Annotated in this window: 18 protein-coding genes and 1 tRNA gene; 8 read left to right on the top strand and 11 right to left on the bottom strand. The window is 55.8% G+C overall.

Annotated features, from left to right (window positions below; translation table 11 throughout):
* Positions 1 to 6 precede the first annotated feature (6 nt).
* Both ERD84_RS14600 and ERD84_RS14605 read right to left on the bottom strand, forming a co-directional pair.
* Positions 7 to 1,473, bottom strand: coding sequence for a peptidylprolyl isomerase (locus ERD84_RS14600; RefSeq protein ID WP_371743179.1), 1,467 nt, complete (start codon positions 1,471 to 1,473; stop codon positions 7 to 9).
* Positions 1,470 to 3,851 (bottom strand): LPS-assembly protein LptD, encoded by a 2,382-nt coding sequence (locus tag ERD84_RS14605; RefSeq protein ID WP_130040393.1) that lies wholly within the window; start codon positions 3,849 to 3,851, stop codon positions 1,470 to 1,472. Before ERD84_RS14605 ends, ERD84_RS14600 begins: the two co-directional genes overlap by 4 nt.
* Before the next feature lie 142 nt (positions 3,852 to 3,993).
* Here ERD84_RS14605 and ERD84_RS14610 point away from each other — a divergent pair, with 142 nt between their 5' ends.
* The 3 genes from ERD84_RS14610 (at position 3,994) to ERD84_RS14620 (ending at position 6,630) form a co-directional block, all read left to right on the top strand.
* Entirely contained in the window at positions 3,994 to 5,031 is a 1,038-nt protein-coding gene (locus ERD84_RS14610; RefSeq protein ID WP_130040394.1) for an aminoglycoside phosphotransferase family protein, read from the top strand.
* Positions 5,031 to 5,729: an N-acetylmuramate alpha-1-phosphate uridylyltransferase MurU gene (gene murU, locus ERD84_RS14615; protein ID WP_130040395.1), complete on the top strand. Its 699-nt coding sequence runs from the start codon at positions 5,031 to 5,033 to the stop codon at positions 5,727 to 5,729. Before ERD84_RS14610 ends, murU begins: the two co-directional genes overlap by 1 nt.
* A gap of 199 nt (positions 5,730 to 5,928) precedes the next feature.
* The gene (locus ERD84_RS14620) at positions 5,929 to 6,630 is read left to right on the top strand and encodes a DUF6776 family protein (protein WP_130040396.1); all 702 of its coding nucleotides are present in this window, start codon (positions 5,929 to 5,931) and stop codon (positions 6,628 to 6,630) included.
* 54 nt (positions 6,631 to 6,684) lie between these two features.
* On the opposite strand, the gene glnQ is transcribed toward ERD84_RS14620, so the two are convergent.
* The 7 genes from glnQ to ERD84_RS14655 form a co-directional block, all read right to left on the bottom strand.
* Entirely contained in the window at positions 6,685 to 7,413 is a 729-nt protein-coding gene (gene glnQ, locus ERD84_RS14625) for a glutamine ABC transporter ATP-binding protein GlnQ (protein WP_130040397.1), read from the bottom strand.
* Positions 7,410 to 8,249 carry an ABC transporter permease subunit gene (locus ERD84_RS14630; RefSeq protein WP_130040398.1) on the bottom strand — a complete coding sequence of 280 codons (840 nt, stop codon included), beginning with the start codon at positions 8,247 to 8,249 and terminating at the stop codon, positions 7,410 to 7,412. Before ERD84_RS14630 ends, glnQ begins: the two co-directional genes overlap by 4 nt.
* Positions 8,250 to 8,359: 110 nt before the next feature.
* Positions 8,360 to 9,115 carry a glutamine ABC transporter substrate-binding protein GlnH gene (gene glnH, locus ERD84_RS14635; protein WP_130040399.1) on the bottom strand — a complete coding sequence of 252 codons (756 nt, stop codon included), beginning with the start codon at positions 9,113 to 9,115 and terminating at the stop codon, positions 8,360 to 8,362.
* Between the two features lie 149 nt (positions 9,116 to 9,264).
* Complete coding sequence (locus tag ERD84_RS14640; protein ID WP_130040400.1) at positions 9,265 to 10,050, bottom strand: MetQ/NlpA family ABC transporter substrate-binding protein; 786 nt, start codon at positions 10,048 to 10,050, stop codon at positions 9,265 to 9,267.
* A gap of 19 nt (positions 10,051 to 10,069) precedes the next feature.
* The gene (locus ERD84_RS14645; RefSeq protein WP_130040401.1) at positions 10,070 to 10,729 is read right to left on the bottom strand and encodes a methionine ABC transporter permease; all 660 of its coding nucleotides are present in this window, start codon (positions 10,727 to 10,729) and stop codon (positions 10,070 to 10,072) included.
* A complete protein-coding gene (locus tag ERD84_RS14650) occupies positions 10,726 to 11,736 on the bottom strand; it encodes a methionine ABC transporter ATP-binding protein (protein WP_130040402.1) in 1,011 nt (336 codons plus the stop codon). Before ERD84_RS14650 ends, ERD84_RS14645 begins: the two co-directional genes overlap by 4 nt.
* 315 nt (positions 11,737 to 12,051) lie before the next feature.
* Positions 12,052 to 12,127 (bottom strand) — tRNA-Lys (locus ERD84_RS14655).
* A gap of 133 nt (positions 12,128 to 12,260) precedes the next feature.
* Between ERD84_RS14655 and ERD84_RS14660 the strand changes: the two genes are divergently transcribed.
* Positions 12,261 to 13,043 carry a metallophosphoesterase gene (locus ERD84_RS14660; RefSeq protein ID WP_209019836.1) on the top strand — a complete coding sequence of 261 codons (783 nt, stop codon included), beginning with the start codon at positions 12,261 to 12,263 and terminating at the stop codon, positions 13,041 to 13,043.
* 74 nt (positions 13,044 to 13,117) lie between these two features.
* Here the strand turns inward: ERD84_RS14660 and ERD84_RS14665 are convergent, their stop codons facing one another.
* Both ERD84_RS14665 and mnmC read right to left on the bottom strand, forming a co-directional pair.
* Positions 13,118 to 15,325 (bottom strand): glycoside hydrolase family 31 protein, encoded by a 2,208-nt coding sequence (locus tag ERD84_RS14665; protein ID WP_130040403.1) that lies wholly within the window; start codon positions 15,323 to 15,325, stop codon positions 13,118 to 13,120.
* Between the two features lie 115 nt (positions 15,326 to 15,440).
* On the bottom strand, positions 15,441 to 17,306 hold the full coding sequence (gene mnmC, locus ERD84_RS14670; RefSeq protein WP_130040404.1) for a bifunctional tRNA (5-methylaminomethyl-2-thiouridine)(34)-methyltransferase MnmC2/FAD-dependent 5-carboxymethylaminomethyl-2-thiouridine(34) oxidoreductase MnmC1: 1,866 nt from the start codon (positions 17,304 to 17,306) through the stop codon (positions 15,441 to 15,443).
* Between the two features lie 89 nt (positions 17,307 to 17,395).
* Here mnmC and ERD84_RS14675 point away from each other — a divergent pair, with 89 nt between their 5' ends.
* From ERD84_RS14675 to mgtE, 4 genes are all read left to right on the top strand, one after another.
* Complete coding sequence (locus ERD84_RS14675; protein WP_130040405.1) at positions 17,396 to 18,241, top strand: inositol monophosphatase family protein; 846 nt, start codon at positions 17,396 to 17,398, stop codon at positions 18,239 to 18,241.
* A gap of 31 nt (positions 18,242 to 18,272) precedes the next feature.
* Positions 18,273 to 19,475 (top strand): M20 aminoacylase family protein, encoded by a 1,203-nt coding sequence (locus ERD84_RS14680; protein WP_130040406.1) that lies wholly within the window; start codon positions 18,273 to 18,275, stop codon positions 19,473 to 19,475.
* An 86-nt stretch (positions 19,476 to 19,561) separates the two neighbouring features.
* The gene (locus ERD84_RS14685; protein WP_245150715.1) at positions 19,562 to 19,906 is read left to right on the top strand and encodes an acyl-CoA thioesterase; all 345 of its coding nucleotides are present in this window, start codon (positions 19,562 to 19,564) and stop codon (positions 19,904 to 19,906) included.
* Between the two features lie 14 nt (positions 19,907 to 19,920).
* Positions 19,921 to 21,399 carry a magnesium transporter gene (mgtE, locus tag ERD84_RS14690; RefSeq protein ID WP_130040408.1) on the top strand — a complete coding sequence of 493 codons (1,479 nt, stop codon included), beginning with the start codon at positions 19,921 to 19,923 and terminating at the stop codon, positions 21,397 to 21,399.
* Positions 21,400 to 21,415: the final 16 nt, after the last annotated feature.

Below are 21,415 nucleotides of genomic sequence, written 5' to 3' on the forward strand. Positions count from 1 at the left end.
AAGTGCTTAACGGCGCCCTCGATTCGAAGCAGGATCCAGACGATTGTCGATATACGCCTGGCCGCGCAACTGGCTGAGCCAGTCCTCGAAAGCAGGTTCGACACGGCGCTGGAACAACAGCTGGCGCGCCTGCATGCGACGGAACTCATTTTCCATATTCTTGGTACGCCGCTCCAGAACCTGGATAAGATGCCAGCCAAACTGGGATTGTACGGGCTGACTGATTTCATTGGGCTGCAGCGCATCCATGGCCCGCTGGAAGGCGGGAACAGTTTCACCTGGTGTCAGCCATCCTAAGTCGCCGCCTTGCGGTGCAGTGGCGTCATCGGAGTAGCGCTTGGCCAAGTCTGCGAAACTTTCGCCATTTTGCAGACGCTGACGCAATTGGGCCAGACGGGTTTGCGCTTGCTCACTGGACATGGCCGGCGTGGTTTTGATCAGTATATGGCGTGCATGGGTCTGGGTGACCATCATGGGCCCTTGTTGCATGGGCGCCGCCTGCGGTGCCGTGGTGGGTGGCGGCGGCGAGTTGCCTGCCTGAGGCTGGCCACGCGTCAGCACCTTGAGGATATGAAAGCCATTGCCACTTTGGATAATGTTGCTGATTTGACCTGCCTGCAGATTCTGGGTGGCACTGATAAACAGGTCCGGCCAACCCTCGACTGGCCGAACGCCCAGCTCGCCACCATTAAGCGCTTGTGGGCCGTCGGACGACGCTGCCGCTACGCCGCCAAAATCGGCTCCTTTTTGAAGCTGCTGCAGCAAACCCTCCGCTTTCTGGCGCAGTGCCTGCACTTGGGCGGAAGTCGCTCCTTCGGGCACCTCCACCAGAACTTGGGCCAGCCCAAGGATTTGAGGCCCTGCCGGCCTGGCGGCCTGCTGAGGCGCAGCGGGTGCAGGTGCTGCAACCGCCTGTCCCTGACTCTTCAGGAATGCATCCACCTCGGCATCGGAAATGATAATGGTGCTGTCGACGGTGCGTTGGCGCAGCTGATCCGTGCGTACCTGTTGACGTAAGTCAGCCAGATAGTCACTCCATTTGGCCCCGCCTTTTTCAATCTCTGCACGCAGTTGCTGAGGAGTGATGCGGTTACGCTGAGCGATGGTTTCCACGGCCTGGGCAACCTGGGCGTCAGTCACCTTGATGCCCAGTCTTTCGGCTTCCTGGCGTTCGAGCTCTTCCATGATCATGCGTTGCAAGACCTGTTTTTGCAGCACGGCATACTCGGGCACAGGTATGTTCTGGCGCCGCAGTTGTGCTTGTGCAGCAGCCGCTTCTTTATTGACCTGCTGCAGGGTAATCACTTGTTTGTTGACGATTGCGGCAATGCCATCGACAAACTGCTGCGACGCTTGCTTGGGCGCAGCCGCAGCGGCCGGCTTGGCCGCCATGACCGCCACGGGTGACAGTGCGCCCAAGGCGATCATCAACATGGCTGCAATCCAGCGCTTGGCATGCAGACTACGCATTATTCATACCTCTCGAAGGTGGTTGTATCTGGTATTGGAGGCGTAACCGATTCATATCCAATAATACGGTCGCGCAATAAATTCATGGGATCGGTGCCCAGGGAGCCCAGGCCGGAAAGTTCCAGCTGGAAAAACACTGCACTGTTCGCATCATCTTTTGACACCGCATAACGCTGCAATACCACTCGCGCCGTCCAGCAGCAATCACCTTTGTATTCAAGGCCGAGTATCGACTGCGTGCCGCGTTTTTCCTGCAAAGAATAATCGTAGCGGCCCATTGCGTAAAGTTTATTCGTCAAGGGCCATTGTCCGGATACGCTGATTTGGTCCCGCGTCTTGTCTTCGTAGGTCGGACTATTTATGTACTGTGGCAACAGCATATTCTGGTCGCGTTCATAACGATACGAGGCCGACAAAGTCGCCAGACGCTTGGGCGTCCAGCGAAAACCCGCCGACATCCGGTTACGATCTTTTGACTCTGGGTTGAACTGTGCATCAAAACGCACATTAAGCGTGTCAGTCAAAGCAGCATTGATTCCAATCAGATAGTCGGACTTGGTATCGGTGCGCAGGCCCCGCCCGCCCGGCAAAGCCACTTTCTGGTCATCGAAATACAGACGCTGGGCCGCCGCCAGCGACAGACGCTCGAATCCGGTGTCTTCATCGAGCCAACGGGTAGTCAGGCCCAGAGTAATCTGGTTGGCATTGGCAATGCGGTCCCATCCGCCCGTAAACAGGTTTTCGTTGAATGCTTGTGAGAAATTGAAGGTGGCGATGCTGGTATCGTAAACTGGAATCTGGGATTGATCCCGGTAAGGCACATACAGATAGTACACACGCGGCTCCAGTGTCTGGATGGAGTCGTTACCAAACAGTGTGGTGCTGCGCTCGAAAGTCATACCCGCATCGAGCGACAATATCGGCACGGTACGCGACTGTGTCTTGGGAAACCCTGCATAGCGCGGAAGCTCATCGGGATACCAGTCTGTGTTGTACTGGCTCATGTGCATGCCGGCCTTGGGCGTTATATACCAGCCTGCACGTACGATGGGAAACGCAATCGTTGAATACGAAGAAAAACGCGTGCCGTCAGGGGCAATGCGATTATCGCGGTAATAATCGAACTTGCTGAGCGAACCCGAATAAAAAGGCATGCGGAAACGGGTGGCGTAGTTGTCGGACTTAACATCAAAGCCCCCCCAGTTGTATCTTGCGGCCCCTACGTAAAGTTCAGGCAGCTTGTCGTACTGAGGTCGCGCATAGCCCGTCGTCTCGTCCTGCAATGTTTGATATTTGTATGCCCTGAGCGACGACCTGAAATATTTGTATCCCGACCAGCTCACCCCAGCGTTGCTCGCCAGAAAATTATTGGTGGACTCATTCAGGCCAAAAGTAGAAAAGTCGCGAAAATAATTATCGTCGGAAACTCGACGGATATCGTATGAGGCCCTGAACCCGCCCCCCAGATCATGCATATGCCGCGTCATGAACAGCCAGCGCTGCTCGTCGGTATCTTTGTCATTGGGCATATAAGTGCCCTCTACTATCCCACTATAGCGGCGACCCAGATAACGGAACTCGCCACCCAGCTGCAGGCCGCGCTTGCTCAAGTACCGTGGCGTCAGGGTTGCATCGTAGTTGGGCGCGATATTGAAGTAATACGGCGCAGAGAGCTCAATACCGCTGTTGCTCGACATACCATAGGTGGGAATCAGGAAGCCCGACTTGCGCTCTTTTTTGAGCGGAAAGCTCAGCCAGGGCGAATACAGAATGGGTACATTCTTGAAATACAGAACACCATGGCGTGCAATGCCCTCGTTCTCGTCAAAGTTCATGTCGACCCGGGGCGACTTGATGAACCAGGCAGGCTCTGGACACGGGCAACCCGAGTACTTCACATCAGACAGCCGCATAGTGCTTTTGCTGAATATCTTCGCTTTGCTGGCCGTGCCTGATCCGCCGGAGGCGCCCAGCCAGAAATTCGGGTCATTGACCTCGCCGGTTTCTTCGTTGATGTTGTAATTAAGTTCCGGGCCGGTCACGATACTGGCATCACGCATGATCAGGCCATTGCCGCGTACCTGGACTTGTCCGGTCGATCGCTGATAATCGATATAGTCGCCCTTGACCACGGAATCGATACGCCGGACTTCTGCCGACCCAGTCAGGATAATCTTGCCGTCCTCGTCGGTTTCCATTTTGTCGGCGATCAAAAATGAAGACATATCATCGTCGGCAACATTGCGATGGACGCGAAGGCTGGGTGCAACCTTCAGCTGGCCCACGGCAATACGGCCGCCCGCGTCGGGCTCAGACGTCTGAGCCTGCGACGTCGCGACGCCACTGAAAGCGATAATGAATGCCCACCAAACCAAACGCACGAGGGTAGTGACTCCTGAAAACAGACTATATTTTGGCACAGCTGCCAAACCGCAACGATTGGCGAGCCGGTATTATAGAGAAGCAAGCGCATGCATGGAGCGCACACACCTAACCAGACATCTCGAAACACAACCGCAAATCATGGAACCAACCTTGAACACCCGCCCTGATCAACGTCTTGCAACACTGAAAACCTGGCTGCAAAACATTGCTGATGTACATGGCCTGAATATCGCAACGCTGCGGCCAGCATCCAGCGATGCCAGCTTTCGCCGCTATTATCGCCTCCAAACGACAACGGGCACGGTTGTCGCCATGGATGCCCCGCCAGAACACGAAGATTGTCGTCCATTTTTACATGTAACAGGCTTGCTTGAACAAGCCGGGCTACGCGTACCGACCATTCTGGCTCAAAACCTGCCCGACGGCTTTCTCCTGCTGTCCGACCTCGGCGAACAAACTTATTACCAGATCATCCAGGCAGGTCTGGACGACACACAGCTGCAGACGCTTTATCGTAGCGCCATCAAAGCATTGGTGCGTATGCAACATGCTCCCACGACTGCCCTGCCCATTTACGACACTGATCGCCTGACACAAGAACTTACCGTCTTTCCCGAATGGTATGCCCAGCGGCATTGTCAGATCGAGTTGAATGATGCCGAACGGCAAATCCTGCACAGCAGCTTCGACGCCCTGGTGCAAGACAACGTACGGCAGCCCAACGTACTGGTGCACCGTGACTTCCACTCACCCAACATCATGATCAACGACGATCAGCCTGGCATTATCGACTATCAGGATGCACTGACGGGCCCTATTACCTACGACATCGCGTCCCTGGTCATGGATGCACGCACCACCTGGGAAGAAGCTCAGCAGCTCGACTGGGCCATACGCTACTGGGAAGCAGCCAAGACAGCGGGGCTGCCCGTTCCTGCTGACTTTGCCGATTTCCACAGGGCTTACGAATGGATGAGCTTGCAGCGCAATCTACGCATACTAGGTGTCTTTGCACGACTTTCGCACCGTGACGGCAAACATCACTACCTGGACCATATCCCACGCGTCAACACGTATGTACGACAGGTAGCCGGCCGCTACAACACATTCCGCCCATTGCTGCGCCTGCTCGACAAACTCGAGAATCGCCAGGTCAGTATCGGATACACCTTCTGATGCGGGCCATGATTCTTGCGGCCGGCCGGGGCGAACGCATGCGCCCCCTCACCGACCATACACCCAAGCCACTGCTGCAAGTTGGTGGCAAGCCGCTTATCGTCTGGCATATTGAACGTTTGGTGGCTGCCGGTATGACTGATTTGGTGATTAACCATGCCTGGCTCGGCCAACAAATAGAACATGCCCTGGGCGACGGCAGCCGATTTGGCGCCCGCATTACGTATTCGCCTGAACCTCGTCCCTTGGAAACGGCCGGCGGCATCGCCCAGGCCTTGCCTTTTTTTGGCAACAAACCATTTCTGGTCATCAATGGGGATATCTGGTGCAACTGGAACCCCGTACAGGCCCAGGCCATTGCGGCCAATCTGGCCGAACAGTCAAAATCAGCATGGCTGCTATTGGTCGACAATCCACCGCATCATCCTGACGGCGATTTTCGACTCAGCACAGCCAGCGGTCTGGTGCTGGCACAAGACCATGAGGACGGTGTCCCGCTTACCTTTGCCGGCGTTGGCATTTATCAGCCTGAATTATTCAAGAACCTGCCGGCCGGCCAGGCTGCACCACTGGCTCCATTGTTGCGTCAGGCAATAAGTCGCCAGCACATTGTCGGCAGTCATCACCAGGGGAGCTGGGTGGACGTGGGCACACCAGAGCGTCTGACCGAACTTGATCACAAGCTTTCGGCAACGTGAACTTGCCCGTCCAACAGCAAGTCAGAGCCGGCCAGGCTTTTTTCTTGCAAGCCTGCACGCTATCATTACAAAAATATTCTAAGCGAAACTAAAAACGGCAGGCATTGTCGGATCCTGTTCATACAGACTATTCTTTAACGTTTTTCATCGGCTGGGCTCATCCGTGCCGGCCACCATGCAATACAGGAAATAATTACCCATGTTCGGTTCTTCTAAACGCCATACATTCAAGCCTACGGCGTACGGCACAAGCCGTCGCCCACGCCGCATCCCCAGATGGCTGGTCTTGATGCTTACAGGCGTCGTGTTGGGCGCGGGTGGCCTGTTATTTCTGCAAAAAAGCTATGGCCCCACACGCCTGACAGTTCAACAATCGGAACAACTGCACTACGACCTGAATAGCACCAATATGGACAAGCAGCGTCTGCAAACCGAGCTGAGCCGTGAAACCCGCACACTCACTGAAGTACGCGCACAATTGCAGTCGCAAACGACGGAGCTTGAAGGCACACAGAAGCAGCTCGAGCAGGCCCTGAAAGATGTTCAGATGTTTGCCCAAGCCATGCCCCCCGACCCGCGCGGCACATCCCCGGGCATACGCGCCGCATCATTTACCGGTAACAAAGAAGACCTGAACTACCAATTCCTGGTCATGCAGGACGAAGGGAAAACTGCCAGATTCAAAGGCCAGGTCGAACTGACCATGGCCGGACGCTACAGTAACGGCAAGTCGGGGCATATCGACATTCCGGCATTCGACCTTGAACTCGAGCGCTACACCCACGTAGAAGGCACATTTCCGTTGCCGGCTGGCTTTACGCCACGACAGGTCACCATCAAGATCATGCGTGAAGGCTCCGAGAAAGTCGTCGGGACCCGAACCATACGCGTCATAAGGTAAGGCACCACGCATCCCGGCTCAGCGGCCGGGGCGCATGGTATCGCTGCGCTGCTGTCAGGCCACGTGCTGCAGGAAATCCTTCAGGCGTTGGCTGGGCGGGTTACTCAGAAGTTCGGCAGGAGGCCCATCTTCCGAGATTTTGCCCTGATCTATGAAAATCAGGCGCGTACCGACCTTGCGGGCGAACTCCATTTCGTGGGTTACCACCACCATGGTCATGCCGCCTTCCGCAACATCCTGCATGACTTTCAAAACCTCATGCCGCAATTCGGGGTCAAGTGCCGAAGTGGGTTCGTCGAACAGCATGAGTTTGGGTCGAATGGCCAGCGCCCGGGCAATTGCCACGCGTTGCTGCTGACCGCCTGAAAGCTGACCTGGATAGTTGTTTATCTTTTCACCCAAGCCTACTTTATCAAGCAAGGCTTTTGCTTCGTCGCGCGCCTGTGCCCGGTTTATGCCGCGTGTATGCACGGGACCAAACATGACGTTTTCAAGCGCAGTCAGCTGAGGAAATAAATTGAACTGCTGAAACACCATGCCGGCTTCGCGGCGCAGTTCGCGCACCTCGGCGCCACTACCGCGCACGCTCAGGCCGTTCACGATGATGTCCCCGCCCTCGATGGTTTCGAGCACATTGATGCAGCGCAGAAAGGTGGATTTGCCGGATCCGGACGGCCCGACAACCACCACAACTTCGCCCTGGCTTATGGTGAGGTCTATGCCATTGAGCACCGTACTGGTCCCAAAGCGTTTGACGACGTTCTTGAATTCAACAATGCTCATACGATTTGCGTCCTGTGTTCAATGAATTTGAGCGTCAGAGCAATAAAGCCGGTGAGTATCAGGTACAAGACGGCAACCGCTCCCCAGATCTCGACCGAACGGAAGTTGCTTGCAATGATCTCCTGTCCCTGGCGCGTAAGTTCTGCCACGCCAATCACAATAAACAGCGAAGAATCCTTCAGGCTGATGATGCACTGGTTCCCCATAGCGGGAATCATGCGACGCAAGGCGACCGGACCAATGATATAGGCAAGAATCTTGTAAAAAGGCAAACCCATGGCCTGCCCTGCTTCCTTGAGGCCTTTGGGCACCGACAGCAAGGCGCCCCGTACGATTTCGGCAATATAGGCCCCCGAATTGATGACCAAGGTAAAGATGGCGGCCAGCACTGCATCGATACGCCAGCCGAATATGAGCGGTAGGGCAAAGTAGATGAACATCACCTGCACCACAATAGGCGTGCCACGTATCACCAATATATAAACCTGAGCCAGGAAGGAAAGCGCAACCGGAATATACGCCGCAAAGCGAACAAGCAACAGCACTGCCGCCACTATCTGCAGGACCAACCATACCCAGTCGGGTACACCAGCCAATACAGTGCCTCCCAACCAACTGGCCAGCTGCAGCAATATGTACAGCACAATAAGGGAAACGACCGCAATCGCAGTGGTTTTCCAGGTTACCAGCACCTTGACATAGGTGGTGATGACGCCCGTAAGAAAGCCAAGTATTGTGCCGCCGATCAGGCCCAGCAATGTTATTTTTATTGTCATTTTGGTGCCTTCAAGCAGGCTGGGCATTGCATCCCAAATGACAGACCATTCAAATGTCACGTTGATCGCCTTTAAAAATGACGCCTGGCAAACCGGGGCCGGCGCCGTTCAGAACGAAAAACGGCGACCCGATGCCCAGCACCGGATCGCCGTACAGATATCAGGCCAGCTTACTGGACCTTTTTACCGAACCATTTTTCATAGATGGCATCGTACTGACCGTTATCTTGCAAGGTTTTCAATGCCTTGTTGACCGCCGGAACCAACTCGCTTCCCTTGGGGAAGGCAATGCCATAGAAATCGCCACTTTTCAGCGAGCCGACGACTTTCACGCGGTCTTTGCCGCCTGTTTTGGCAAAATACTGCAGGTTGGGCGTGTCGTGTACGACCGCATCGACTCGGCTGGTGGCCAGCTCAAGAAAGGCGTTATCGATGTTAGGAAACAACTTCAGCTTGGCACCAGGAACGTTTTCTTTCAGGTAGTCGACTGTTGCGGTACCGATTTTGACTGCCACCATCTTGCCGTCCAGGTCTTTGGCTGTCTTGATGTTGTTATTGTCTTTATTAACCAGAATCGCCAGGCCGCTTTCGTAGTAGGGATCGGAAAAATCAATGACTTTCTTGCGGTCGTCACGAATGGTAATGCCAGCCAGGGCAGCATCGATATTGCGGGTTTGCAAGCCAGGAATAATGCCGTTGAAGTCCATGGGGCGCAAGCTGTATTTGAAGCCGGCCTCTTTGGCTATAGCTTCCCAGAGTTCGATGTCGAAGCCCGTATATTTGCCGTCTTGCTTGAACTCGAAGGGCACGAATGCAGTATCTGTTGCAACCAATAGTTCTTTATCTTGGGCAACCGCGTTTCCGACGGGCAATGCCAGCGCAATAGCCAGGCCAGCCAGTGCCGCGGTAACTTTATTCTTGATCATCTTGTGACTCCTCTGTAATGGACAAAGCCGCCCATGAAGGGCAATTTCCTTGCCTGCCGCTTGTGACAGCAGACATCTGTTACATGGTAACCGAAAAAAAAGCGGCCGTAAGCCGCTTAATGAGGGTTAAACCATGTCCTGCTTCTTGCTTAGAACGCAGGAACAATCGCTCCTTTGTATTTCTCTTCGATGAATTTACGGGTTGCATCGCTGTTCAGCGCCTGAACCAGTTTTTTCACGGCCGGATCATCTTTCTTGGCCTCAGTCGTGACAACAATATTGGCATAGGGTGAGTCGGCACCTTCAATGAACAAGGCATCCTTAACGGGATTCAAACCAGCTTCCAAAGCATAGTTGGTATTGATCAATGCCAGATCAACGTCGGGCAGTACGCGTGGCAGCGTTGCCGCTTCGAGTTCGTGGAACTTCAGTTTCTTGGGATTCTCGACGATGTCGCGAGACGTTGCCAGGATGTTTGAAGGATCTGCCAGTTTGATCAAGCCTTGCTTTTGCAGCAGCAACAGCGCCCGAGCGCCATTCGACGGGTCGTTGGGCAATGCCACCAGCGCGCCTTCCTTGAGGTCTTTGACGTCTTTGATCTTATCCGAATAAGCCCCAAAAGGCTCTACGTGGACCAGGCCCACGGTTACCAGTTTGGTTTTATGCTCTTTATTGAACGAGTCCAGGTAGGGCTGGTGCTGGAAGAAGTTGACATCGATATTGCCATCGGCCACTTGCTGGTTGGGCTGTACATAGTCGGTAAATACCTTGATATCGAGTTCGACCCCTTCCTTGGCCAAAACCGGCTTGACCAGTTCAAGCAACTCGGCATGAGGTACCGGTGTGGCGGCAACGCTCAGTTTTTCTGCGTGTACGGCAGCGCTTCCCAGCAGCGCGACAAGCGCTGCGGCCGATACGATTTTTTTCAAGAACATGCAAAACTCCTTAAGAACATTATTTTCGGTTCAGCCTGGCCACCAGGCGATCCCCAAAAACCTGCAACAATTGAACCATCACAACAAGAATGACAACGGTCACCACCATGACATCGGTCTGATAACGCTGATAACCAAAACGCAAGGCCAGATCACCCAGACCTCCCCCACCTATCACGCCTGACATGGCCGAGTAACCGACCAGAGCAATAGCCGTGACAATCATCGCAGCCACAATACCAGTGGTTGCCTCCGGCACCAGAGCCCACAATACCGTTTGCCTGGAGTTTGCACCCATGGCCCGGCAGGCCTCGGACACACCCGGATCAAGCTCGCGCAATACGTTTTCGACCAGGCGTGCAAAAAACGGGGCCGCACTGGCCACCAGGGGCGGCACCGCACCCTGCACACCAAGCGACGTTCCCGCCAGCACCCGTGTAAGGGGAATCATGACGATGAGCAAAATCAGAAAAGGCACCGAACGCAGCACATTCACCACGAAAGACAGTACCTGGTAGACCGGGCCGTTTTCCAACATCTGATTCTTGCTGGTCAGGAACAGGATGATCCCCAGCGGCAAACCGATCAGGATGGTGAACAACAAAGAAAAGCCCGTCATGAGCAAGGTATCGATAGTGGCTTCGCCTATCAGTGCCCAATCCATATTGGCAAATATCATGGCCTCAGCTCCTCACACTGCACGCCTTCTGCTGCAAACAGCCCGGCCAATTTATCTTGTGCTTCCGCGTCACCCTGTACCGACAATACTAGTTGCCCATAGGGCGTATCCTTGATGCGGCTAACCGATCCTTGCAAGATGCTCAAGTCGAGGTTGAGCTCACGACTGGCCCGGCTGAGCATAGGTTGCACGGTAGCTTCGCCCCGGAAACTCAGACGAACCAACCGGCCCGCAATACCTTGTGCCATATCGCGCCAGCCTTCCGCGTCGATGCCGCTTTCCGACAGCAATGCCTGCGTGACCGGATGCTGCGGATGCAGGAAGACATCGAGTACCTCGCCGCTTTCAACGATCACTCCGGCATCGATCACAGCCACCCGATCGCATACTGTCCGGATGACATCCATACCATGTGTGATCAGCACTATGGTGAGCCCCAGACGCTTATTGATATCCAGCAATAAACGCAAAATAGACTGCGTGGTCTCGGGGTCGAGAGCCGAGGTTGCTTCGTCGCACAGCAACAACTCGGGACGATTGGCCAGCGCCCTGGCAATACCCACCCGCTGCTGCTGCCCTCCCGACAATTGCCGGGGATACTTGCCGGCATGCTCTGTCAGCCCCACCAAGGACAGGACCTCGTGTGCACGCTCAAGCTGGGCTGCCCTGCTCATGCCTGTCAGACGTAGCGGGAAACAGACATTATCGATAACGGTGCGCGAGCGCAGCAAATTGAAATGCTGAAATACCATGCCCACGCCTTGCCGGAACTTACGCAGTTGCGCTTCGCTCATTTTAGTAATGTTCTGGTCCCGTACCCAGACATCACCTTGTGTGGGACGCTCCAGCAGATTAAGCATGCGTATAAGCGTACTTTTGCCCGCACCTGAGCGCCCGATAATACCGAAGACCTCACCCTGCCGGATATGCAAGTCAACACCTGCCAGAGCATGCGACACACGCCCAGGCGACTCATAAGTTTTACGGATATTTTCTAGGCGGATCAAGATTCTGGCCGGCTGACCGGAAAAGAAGAGTTAAAGAATCGCGACGGGTAAAAGACGACCCTACAATTTAACATGACCACAAGGCATCATTACCGCTTTTTTCATAGTTTTAAGTTATATTAAATATACTAAAAATAATGAAATGGCCGAGTAATGTATCAGTGCGGCAAGATCGACCAGGCTCGGTAAAACCAGGCACACGGGCCAGCCAAGGCGAGGGTAAGTCTGAAAGCATGGTCCAGACACAGCGCGCACGAGTAGCGTACAAAAAAGAAAAGGCAGCCCGGAAGCTGCCTAAACTTTTGAAACTAAGGTTGGTGGGTCGTGCGCGGCTCGAACGCGCGACCAACGGATTAAAAGTCCGGTGCTCTACCAACTGAGCTAACGACCCAACCGAAGAACGCGATTATGACGCCTTTTAAATTCGCTGTCAAATCGAAATGGTGCCACCCCTTACATGCAGAATCAGGATTACGATGTCATTTTGCTGATTTCGACCCGCCCCTACTTAACACACACCTCACATGACTGATGCAAACCACCCAATACGCCTGAACATTCTTTCCGATCTGCACTTGAGCCGGAACGGCCTGCCCCTGCCGTCAGTCGAAGCAGATGTTGTGATATTGGCAGGCGACATCAGCCGCCCCAAAGAAGCCATGGAGTGGGCCAGCGGTTTCAGCAAGCCGGTACTGTATGTGGCAGGCAACCATGAATTCTATGGCGGCGGCATCAAAGAGACCATTGCACAACTGAAGCACTATGCCGCTGGAAAACCCATATACGTACTCGACAACGAAGAGCTTGTGCTTCATGGCATTCGGTTTATCGGGTGCACCTTATGGACCGATTTCAATCTGGCTGGCCCCGGCGAGCTTCGTGAGCAGGCTATCGCCCAGGCGCTGGAGTTTACTTATGATTTTCGCCGCATCAAGTCCGATGCGGTTCCTGGCACCCCTTTTAGCCCCCTCGAAATGGAAGCCCTATTCAATCAGCATCGCGCATGGCTGCAACAACGCCTGGCCACCCCCTTCGATGGGCCAACCGTAGTCATCACGCACCACGCCCCATCCACCCAAAGCATACATCCACGCTTTGAAAACTCATTGATCAATACCTGCTTCGTTTCGGACAGCGAATATCTGATGAACGCAGACCGAGCCACCTTATGGATACATGGCCATACGCACGACAGCTTCGACTACCAGGTCAGGGGCACACGCGTAGTCTGCAATCCACGCGGCTATGCCCGTGATGGCATCAATGAGAACCCTTTTTTCAATCCCGATCTGGTCATAAATATATAAGTACGGCAAAAAAAAGGGTGTGGCTCATGCAGAACCACACCCTTTCTTTCTGGCTTGGCAATTCAAGCAGCGTATTAGCGCGCCCTTGAAATACGCACCTCGGCGCCACGGCGCTTTACTTCCAGCCCTTCGGACGGCAGGATACGCAGCCCCTCCAGCCCTTTTATATAGCTTGATCCCTGCATCTGCATGACACGAATCTTGTTACGCATGACTACGGGGCTGTGTTCGGGCATGCCGAACATCCAGACCTCATCGAGGATGCGGGCCGAATTGAAATCACCCGTATGCTGAGCTGTGGGCCCCAGGCAAAGCATATGACCTTCGCGGCCAAACAAGGGCAGCGTATCGAGACCGGCTTCAACCGTCCAGGTGGTGCCGCCTTCGTAGCGCCAGCCCGTATTCAGATCCCACCAGGCATCGCCTTCGGGCAGATACACCTGCACCTGCTTGCCAGGCTTCAGCACGGGAGCCACCAGCAGCGCGGGACCCAGCATATATTGCGTGTCCCAGACTTGAGCAAGCGGGTCGGAGGGGAAAGCCAGCGCCATTGAGCGCTGTACCGGCAAACCCGATCGCACGGCGTCTTCGATGATACCCAGAACATAAGGAACCAGGCGGTAGCGCCATTGCAGCCAGTGCTGAACGAGCTCCTGGGTTGCAGCATCAAACGCACTGGGCAACAAGGCTGGCAGCGCCTGGAAGCTGAAGTTAGCCGAAAAAACGTTGGCAGCCAGCCAGCGTATGTATAGCTCTGGTGACATACCCTCGACCGGATGAACAGCCGAGCCGAGCGTGTGGGTTTGTACCGTGACGCCACTATCACCCAACGACAACGCTGTCCGCAGGCTGTGTTCGAAGGCCGCCCAGTCGTTCCCGGTCCGCGGGCCGCGTTGCCAGGCAAAGCGCTGCGCAGAAGGAAAGAGGTCTGCACTGATGACCACGCCTTCCTGGGGGGTTTTATGTCCGGCTACGGCATCAAACAAGGCTTGTCGGGCCAGCAGCGGATATATTGTGCGCAACACGGCGCCTGATTCTCCGCCACGAGCGGTAATGCCGTCAGGAATGTTGAATTGCGCATCACATACGGGTGCGCCCAGACCGTCATCAAACACCTGGCGTTGCCGCTCAGACCAGAGCTTGTATACGTCTTTGTGGGTCAGGTCGAGCAAGCCGAACGGCTTGCCGCCTGTGACGTCGTTGCCGTCAAAAATGTGCGCATTGCCGTCATCATCGATCAGCAACCAGCCTCGATCCTCCCATTCGGCGAACATATCGGTATCGCTGAGCACACCGGGGAAGGAAGGCGCCGCAAGTTGAATATTCAGTGCCTGGGCACGGGAGAAAAGATCACGCGCATCAGGAACCCGGGCGGCATCCCACTCGAAAACAGGCTTATCTGCCTGAAACCCGTATACGGCAGGCGCTCCTAGACAAACGGCATCCAGCCCCCATTGTTGGTCGCGGAATGTTTGCACAACAGCCAGGATATCGTCGGAGGACTGGCCAGGAGCCTGGTCCAGCCACACCCCCATAGGCCAGAGACTGGGTTGCCCGGCCCGGCCAGTGAGGGCTGTATATTGATTCAGGATTTCGGAAGGATCACCGACGAACAGGAATGCATCGAACACGCTGCCATACATCGACGCCTGGTATAGATCGGGGTCGCTATGACCCATGTCGTGCTCGACACGCGCCATCGTATTGAAATAAAGCCCCCAACCCTTGGTGCTCCAGATCATGGGCAGTGCCGGCGCCTCGGGTTTGTCCGACACTGAAACCGTGCCGCGCTGATTCAGCTCGCCTGCCGTGGATCCGGTGCCATGCAGGGCATCGTCGCCATCCAGATCGAAACTCAAGCGCCAGAGAGTTTCAGTACTGTCGTACGTCAGCGAACCCTCGGGGGAGGTCAAGATACAGTCGTCGCCGCGGTATACGGCAAGCTGCAAGGGAGACTGAGTCAGCTCAAGCGTCGTATCACCCTGCTGAATTCGCCAGCCGCTGGCCGGCGGTTCAGCAATTGAACTGACGGCAAGCTCGCCAACCGGCTCCTGTCGCGCCAACAGCATTTCGGCATGAGCTCGTGCCCGGGCACTGGGTTTTTCGGGGTTTAGTGCACTGGCTGGGGCACATCGCAAACGATAGACCCCCGGAGCATGCGCTTCTATTTGAAGCTGCAAGCTGGTTTGATCTACCGCAAAGTCGGCTCTTGTCGACTTTGAGGCGAGGAAATTCAGGGCAACTAGTTGCGTCACGTGAGCAAAGTCAGACTTGGGCGGCACAGCGCAATCCTTGGGGCTTACGCCCAATAAGCATTCAAAAGCCATTATTTTGACGGATTTGAGCTATAAAATAAAATCGCACGGGTTTATGCACCTTTAAGAACGATGAAAAGCATCAGCGCGGGGCAATTTTTTGCAGTAATTCGCGCTCCAACGGCACAGGCTCACCATGGAGCTGGGCAGCAATGACATCACCCGCCAAAGCGGCCCAGCTGAGTCCGCGTGACCCGAAAGCGCAAGCCATCCACAAACCGGGAGCCGCACTGACCGGACCTATCACTGGCAAGCGATCGGTGACTGCAGCGCGCCAACCAGCCCAACCACCCATCGCCGCCGGCATCGAATTCGAGCGGCCGCTTGGCACACTCAACAAGGTCGCTATCTTGCTCATGACCTCTTGATGTCCTTGTGTTGTGATTTGGCTGACTGCTGGATCAACCGTATAAGTACTGCCACCTACACACTGCTTGCCTACAGCCGGAAGACAATAGCCCTCGCCGGCAACAATGGCCTTCAGTTCACCAAATGAGCCGGCGGCAAAATTGCTGACTTGCCCCCCTAACCTGTATATGGCTCTTAGTTTGGGCAAGCCAGGCACATCAGCCATGCCGCTCAGCAAGCCTGAAGCATGCCAGGCGTTGGCCAGTACCACATTGGGCGCGCTGGCCAGTACTTGTCCGTGCTTGTCGCAAACCATCCATTGTTCGGCTGGGCCAGCATGTACACTGCCGACCAACTGATCCGTACAGTATAACCCGGGCAGGCTGAACAAGGCATGCAGCAAAGGCTCGGGCTGCACAAGCTGCCCATCGGCAAACCACAATCCCCCCCTGTTCGATCCAACCCCGGTCAATGCTCTGGCCTCATCGGCCTCCACCCAGCGCACCCAGTCAGACGGAAACCCAAGCTCATTCACGGCAAGCAGGCGCTCAGCGGCATGTTGTGCATCCCGCGCCAGCTCCAGCGTCCCGCAACGCCGTGGCCGGGCAGGCTCAGGCAAACCTTGCCAACGCTGCAAGGCACGCAACACACCAGCCCGGCTCAGTCTCGCCCGGATATCATCATCACGACTGATGACGGGAGTCAGCGCTGCGGCAATATGTCCTTTATGACTGCCCCCCAGCCCCTGGGCGAATACCGGGTCCAGAACCTCAACCTCATGACCGCGCAGCATCAGGGCCTGAGCCACACCGGCACCAGCCAGTCCGCCCCCTACCACCACGATCTTGCTGCCAGTCGGCGCCTGAATGCGTTGCTGGCCCATACCAGGACGCAAAGTGGCCACTGTTATTTCGCGCTTGCCGCCAAACCCAGGGACTTTGGACACCAGAAAGCCAGCATCGCGCAAGCCTCGGCGCATTTCTCCGGCGCAGCACCAACTGGCCGCTGTGGCCCCTGCATTGGCCATGCGCACCAACTGTCCAAATAAATGACGCGACCACATTTCGGGATTGACCCGGGGAGCGAAACCATCCAAAAAATAAGCATCGACCCGAGCAGAAACTTGCCGGGCGAGGCGCTCTACTGACCCAAACGCCAGGGTCAGGGTCAAGGCTCCCCCTTCGAATTCCAGTCGGTGCAGGCCCGGCAGCAAAGGCGGCCAGGCCTGCACTAGCTGTGCCGCCAGCCTACGCTCAGACTCGGGCAGGTTTTGCCATAAAAGCTCCAGATCGCGCCTGGTAAAGGGATGCAGCTCGAACGACACCATATGCAGCCGTGTCGGCCTGTGCGGATCGTCGCGCCAGGCCTGCCATAAGGCCAGGAAGTTATGCCCCAGGCCAAAGCCAGTTTCGCAAACAGTAAAGCTGTCTTGGTTTCGCCAACGATCAATAAGATTGGTACCACGTATGAAGACACGCCTGGCCTGCTCCAGCGCCCCCCATTCCGGGTGATAGACGTCGTTGAAATCGATGCTGACGGGCACGCCACGCTCATTGAAAGCCGATACTGCCGGAATCAGCGGCTCATAGTTGCTGGACATACATTTTGCTTCTGAAAATATGGGATACCATCACGTACAATGATACGTGATAGAGCAAGTCCGCTCTTGTTGACCAAGGTCTTTACAGCATGCCATCAACTCGTCTACCTCTTAGCGACTGTCTCGATGCAGCAGTCACTGCGGCGCACGCAGCAGCCGCCATCCTGCAAGCCTATTCACATAATCGGGCCGAACTCATCATAGACAAGAAAAACCGCAACGATCTGGTGTCGCAAGCTGATCGCGAAGCCGAGCAAGCAGTCATCGAAATTTTGCGCGAACGTACGCCAGATCTGGGCATTGTTGCTGAAGAAAGCGGCGGACAAACCTCCGGTGCAGCCACTTGGTATATAGATCCCCTGGATGGCACCACCAACTTCCTGCATGGCATTCCACAGTATGCCGTGTCGATTGCCCTCATTGCGCACGAAGGCACGCTGGTCAACGATACACCGCTGACTCAGGACACTCCGGTAATCGGTGTTGTATACGATCCCAACCGCGAAGAAATGTTTACCGCCATGCATGGCGTAGGAGCCTGGCTGAATGGGCATCGCATCAATTGCTCGCAAACTGAACTGCTCTCCGAGTCCGTACTAGGCTCTGGCTTTCCTTTCCGTGACTTTTCGTTTTCAGACCAGTATATGCCCACGCTGCATGAAGCCATCAACACCACACGTGGTGTAAGACGCCTGGGTGCCGCGGCGCTCGACCTGGCGTGGGTGGCTTGCGGACGCTACGATGGTTACTGGGAAATGGGGCTTGCGCCCTGGGATGTTGCAGCAGGCACGGTCATTGTGCGCGAAGCGGGCGGTATTTGCGAAGACATGTACCACCGTACTCCGTGGCCCATCAAGGGTTATGTCTATGCAGGCAATACCCATACCGCCCCGGCACTCGATGCCATGATCCAGCCGCACCTGAAAAAAGACTGAATCAACAACAGCAATAACAGGAGACACAAGCATGAAACTCGCTGAAGCCATAGTAGGCTGGAAACCGGAAATCACCGCCATAAGACGCGATATCCATGCTCATCCGGAACTAGCCTACGAAGAGGTCCGTACCGCCGATGTCGTGGCCAAGACGCTTGAATCCTGGGGAATTACAGTACACCGTGGGCTGGGCATCACCGGCGTGGTCGGTACTATCCATGGCAAAAAACAAAATGGCAAGGCGGTGGGCCTGCGCGCCGACATGGACGCCTTGCCCATGCAAGAAGCCAATACCTTCGAGCATGCCAGCCAGCATCCCGGAAAGATGCACGCTTGCGGTCATGACGGCCACACGGCCATGCTGCTGGCAGCTGCACGCTACCTGGCCGAACACCGGGACTTCGAGGGTACGGTTCACGTTATTTTCCAGCCTGCCGAAGAAGGCCAGGGCGGCGCCAAAGCCATGATAGACGACGGGCTATTCAAGCTCTTCCCCATGGATGCCGTCTTTGGCATGCATAACTGGCCCGGTATGGAGGTAGGCACTTTCGGCGTAGTCGGAGGCCCTATCATGGCTTCGAGCAATACCTTCGAGATAGTTCTGGAAGGCAAAGGGGCCCATGGCGCCATGCCGCACCTTGGCGTAGACCCAGTCATGGCAGCCGTACAACTGGCACAAAGCCTGCAAACCATCGTCACCCGTAATCGCAATCCGCTGGACCCCGCCGTCATCAGCATTACCCAAATTCACACCGGGTCGGCCGACAACGTCATTCCCAATGACGCCACGCTGCGCGGCACGGTACGCACGTTTTCCGATCACAATCTCGATCTTATCGAAAACCGCATGCGCGACATTACCGAGCACACCAGCCGTGCGCTCGATTGCCAGGCCCGTTTTACCTTTCTGCGTCGCTATCCCCCTACCATCAACCACGACCGTGAGGCAGCTTTTTGCGCCGACGTGCTCAAGGGCATAGTCGGCGACGCTCAGGTAGACCAAAGCATACAGCCCTCCATGGGTGCAGAAGACTTTGCTTTCATGCTCAAGGAAGTGCCTGGATGCTATGTCTGGATAGGCAACGGCCAGGGCGATCACCGTGACCAAGGTCACGGCCTGGGCCCATGCATGCTGCATAACGGAAGCTACGACTTCAACGACGACCTGATTCCCCTCGGGGCCAGCTACTGGGTCGAACTGGCCACACAATGGCTGGCCAACCCTACACGCTAAGCCCTATTTCCGGAGCAGTTTCCTTGAGCACCAACAGCACCCCCACTGTTTTACCGCCACCAGAACGGCATGCCGTTCTGCGCGTCATGCCACAACCCTCCGACGCCAACATTCATGGCGACGTCTTCGGAGGCTGGATCATGGCGCAGGTGGATATTGCCGGCTCCATTCCAGCCACTCGCCGCGCCGCCGGGCGCGTAGCCACGATCGCCGTCAACGCATTCACCTTCAAGCAGCCTGTATTCGTGGGCGACCTGCTCAGTTTCTATGCCGAAATCGTGAAAGTCGGCACTACGTCCATTACCGTGTCGGTCGAGGTCTATGCCGAACGACAACGCCTGGAGCTCGAAGTCGTCAAAGTCACCGAGGCCATACTGACTTATGTTGCCACCGATGACCAACGCAAACGCCGCCCTCTTCCACCTGTTTAACATCAAGGTAGCCTATGTCTGATTCCTCAGTTCAGGCTGAAAGCGAGCCGATCACCATCCCGCGCCGCCTTGATCCCGAAGACGCACAGCTTGCCTTGCAAAGGCTCCAGTCCATTCTGAGACGGCAAGAGGTCGTCGAAGCCCTGGCGCTCCGCCAATACGAAGAAGATAGCCGTTCCAACCTGCTCGAAGGCTTGCTGCACCGGCAGCACGAAAACGAAATCAGAGCGATCATCAACGATCTCCATCCCTCTGATATTGCTTTCATCCTCGAATCACTGCCCGTACAAGAGCGACAGGCGGTCTGGCAGTTGGTCAGCGCCGAGCACGACGCCGATGTGCTGCTGGAAATCGACGACTGGGCACGCGAATCCCTGATCGAATCCATGGACCACCAGGATCTGGTGGCCGCCACTGGCACCATGGATGCCGACGAAATCGCCGACCTGGCCGCCGACCTGCCCGCCGACGTCATCGCCGAGGTCCAGAAAGGCCTGACCGACGAAGAACGGGCGCAGTTGCTGGAAGCCATGGGCTACCCCGAAGACACGGTGGGCGCCATCATGGACTTCGAAATGGTTCGTGTGCGGGAAGACGTGACGCTGGAGGTTGTGCTGCGCTATTTGCGTCGTTTGCAAGAGCTGCCCGATCATACCGACCAGATATTCGTGGTTGATCGTGACGACAAGCTTCAGGGTACGCTGCAATTGTCCACCTTACTGGTGCGCGAGCCCGACAACCTGGTCTCCAAGGTCATGACCACCGACTACCTGACCTTGAACCCACTCGATTCCGATGCCGACGCCGCCGGCGCCTTCGAGCGTTATGACTTGGTCTCAGCACCCGTCACCGACGATCAAGGGCGTCTGATCGGCCGAGTCACGATTGCTGAAGTGGTTGACGTGATTCAGGAAGACTCCCAAGAGCAGGCCCTTTCACGAGCCGGTCTGCAGGAAGAAGATATTTTTGCACCAGTGATGGACGCCCTGCGCAACCGGGCACCGTGGTTGTTTGTCAACCTCTGCACTGCCGCAACGGCATCGCTGATCGCCTCCCGCTTCGAAGACACCGTCAGTCACATCGTCATCCTTGCCTTCCTGATGTCCATCGTCGCAGGCATAGGCGGCAATTCCGGCAACCAGACCATGACCATGATCATCCGGGCTCTGGCTGTGGGGCGCGTGACCGGTTCGAACGCATGGCAGCTGGTCAAGCGTGAAATGAGCGTTACTTTTCTGGTGGGTCTGTGCGGTAGTGTGGTGGCTGCCGCTTTTGCATGGGCCATTTCGGGTTCGCTGGCCATTGCCGCCGTCATGATGGCGGCAATGATCTGCAATATGCTGATCGGTGCGGCGCTGGGTGTACTGATACCCATGCTGCGCGACCGCTTTGGCAAGGACCCCGCCATGGGGTCGTCGGTGCTACTGACTTTCGCTACCGACTCACTTGGATTCTTCGTCTTCCTGGGTTTGGCGACTGTCTTCCTGATCTAGGCTGCCGCTATAAACG

The organism is Pollutimonas harenae, from assembly GCF_004153685.1.
Taxonomy (GTDB): Bacteria; Pseudomonadota; Gammaproteobacteria; order Burkholderiales; family Burkholderiaceae_B; genus Pusillimonas_C; species Pusillimonas_C harenae.

Excerpts from the sequence above, each read along its gene's own strand:
- ERD84_RS14660 (WP_209019836.1), top strand. The coding sequence starts at position 12,261 with ATGACTGATGCAAACCACCCAATACGCCTGAACATTCTTTCCGATCTG.
- mnmC (WP_130040404.1), bottom strand. The coding sequence starts at position 17,306 with ATGTCCAGCAACTATGAGCCGCTGATTCCGGCAGTATCGGCTTTCAAT.
- murU (WP_130040395.1), top strand. The coding sequence starts at position 5,031 with ATGCGGGCCATGATTCTTGCGGCCGGCCGGGGCGAACGCATGCGCCCC.
- ERD84_RS14620 (WP_130040396.1), top strand. The coding sequence starts at position 5,929 with ATGTTCGGTTCTTCTAAACGCCATACATTCAAGCCTACGGCGTACGGC.
- ERD84_RS14640 (WP_130040400.1), bottom strand. The coding sequence starts at position 10,050 with ATGTTCTTGAAAAAAATCGTATCGGCCGCAGCGCTTGTCGCGCTGCTG.
- glnH (WP_130040399.1), bottom strand. The coding sequence starts at position 9,115 with ATGATCAAGAATAAAGTTACCGCGGCACTGGCTGGCCTGGCTATTGCG.
- ERD84_RS14685 (WP_245150715.1), top strand. The coding sequence starts at position 19,562 with ATGCCACAACCCTCCGACGCCAACATTCATGGCGACGTCTTCGGAGGC.
- ERD84_RS14645 (WP_130040401.1), bottom strand. The coding sequence starts at position 10,729 with ATGATATTTGCCAATATGGATTGGGCACTGATAGGCGAAGCCACTATC.
- mgtE (WP_130040408.1), top strand. The coding sequence starts at position 19,921 with ATGTCTGATTCCTCAGTTCAGGCTGAAAGCGAGCCGATCACCATCCCG.
- ERD84_RS14675 (WP_130040405.1), top strand. The coding sequence starts at position 17,396 with ATGCCATCAACTCGTCTACCTCTTAGCGACTGTCTCGATGCAGCAGTC.
- ERD84_RS14680 (WP_130040406.1), top strand. The coding sequence starts at position 18,273 with ATGAAACTCGCTGAAGCCATAGTAGGCTGGAAACCGGAAATCACCGCC.
- glnQ (WP_130040397.1), bottom strand. The coding sequence starts at position 7,413 with ATGAGCATTGTTGAATTCAAGAACGTCGTCAAACGCTTTGGGACCAGT.
- ERD84_RS14610 (WP_130040394.1), top strand. The coding sequence starts at position 3,994 with ATGGAACCAACCTTGAACACCCGCCCTGATCAACGTCTTGCAACACTG.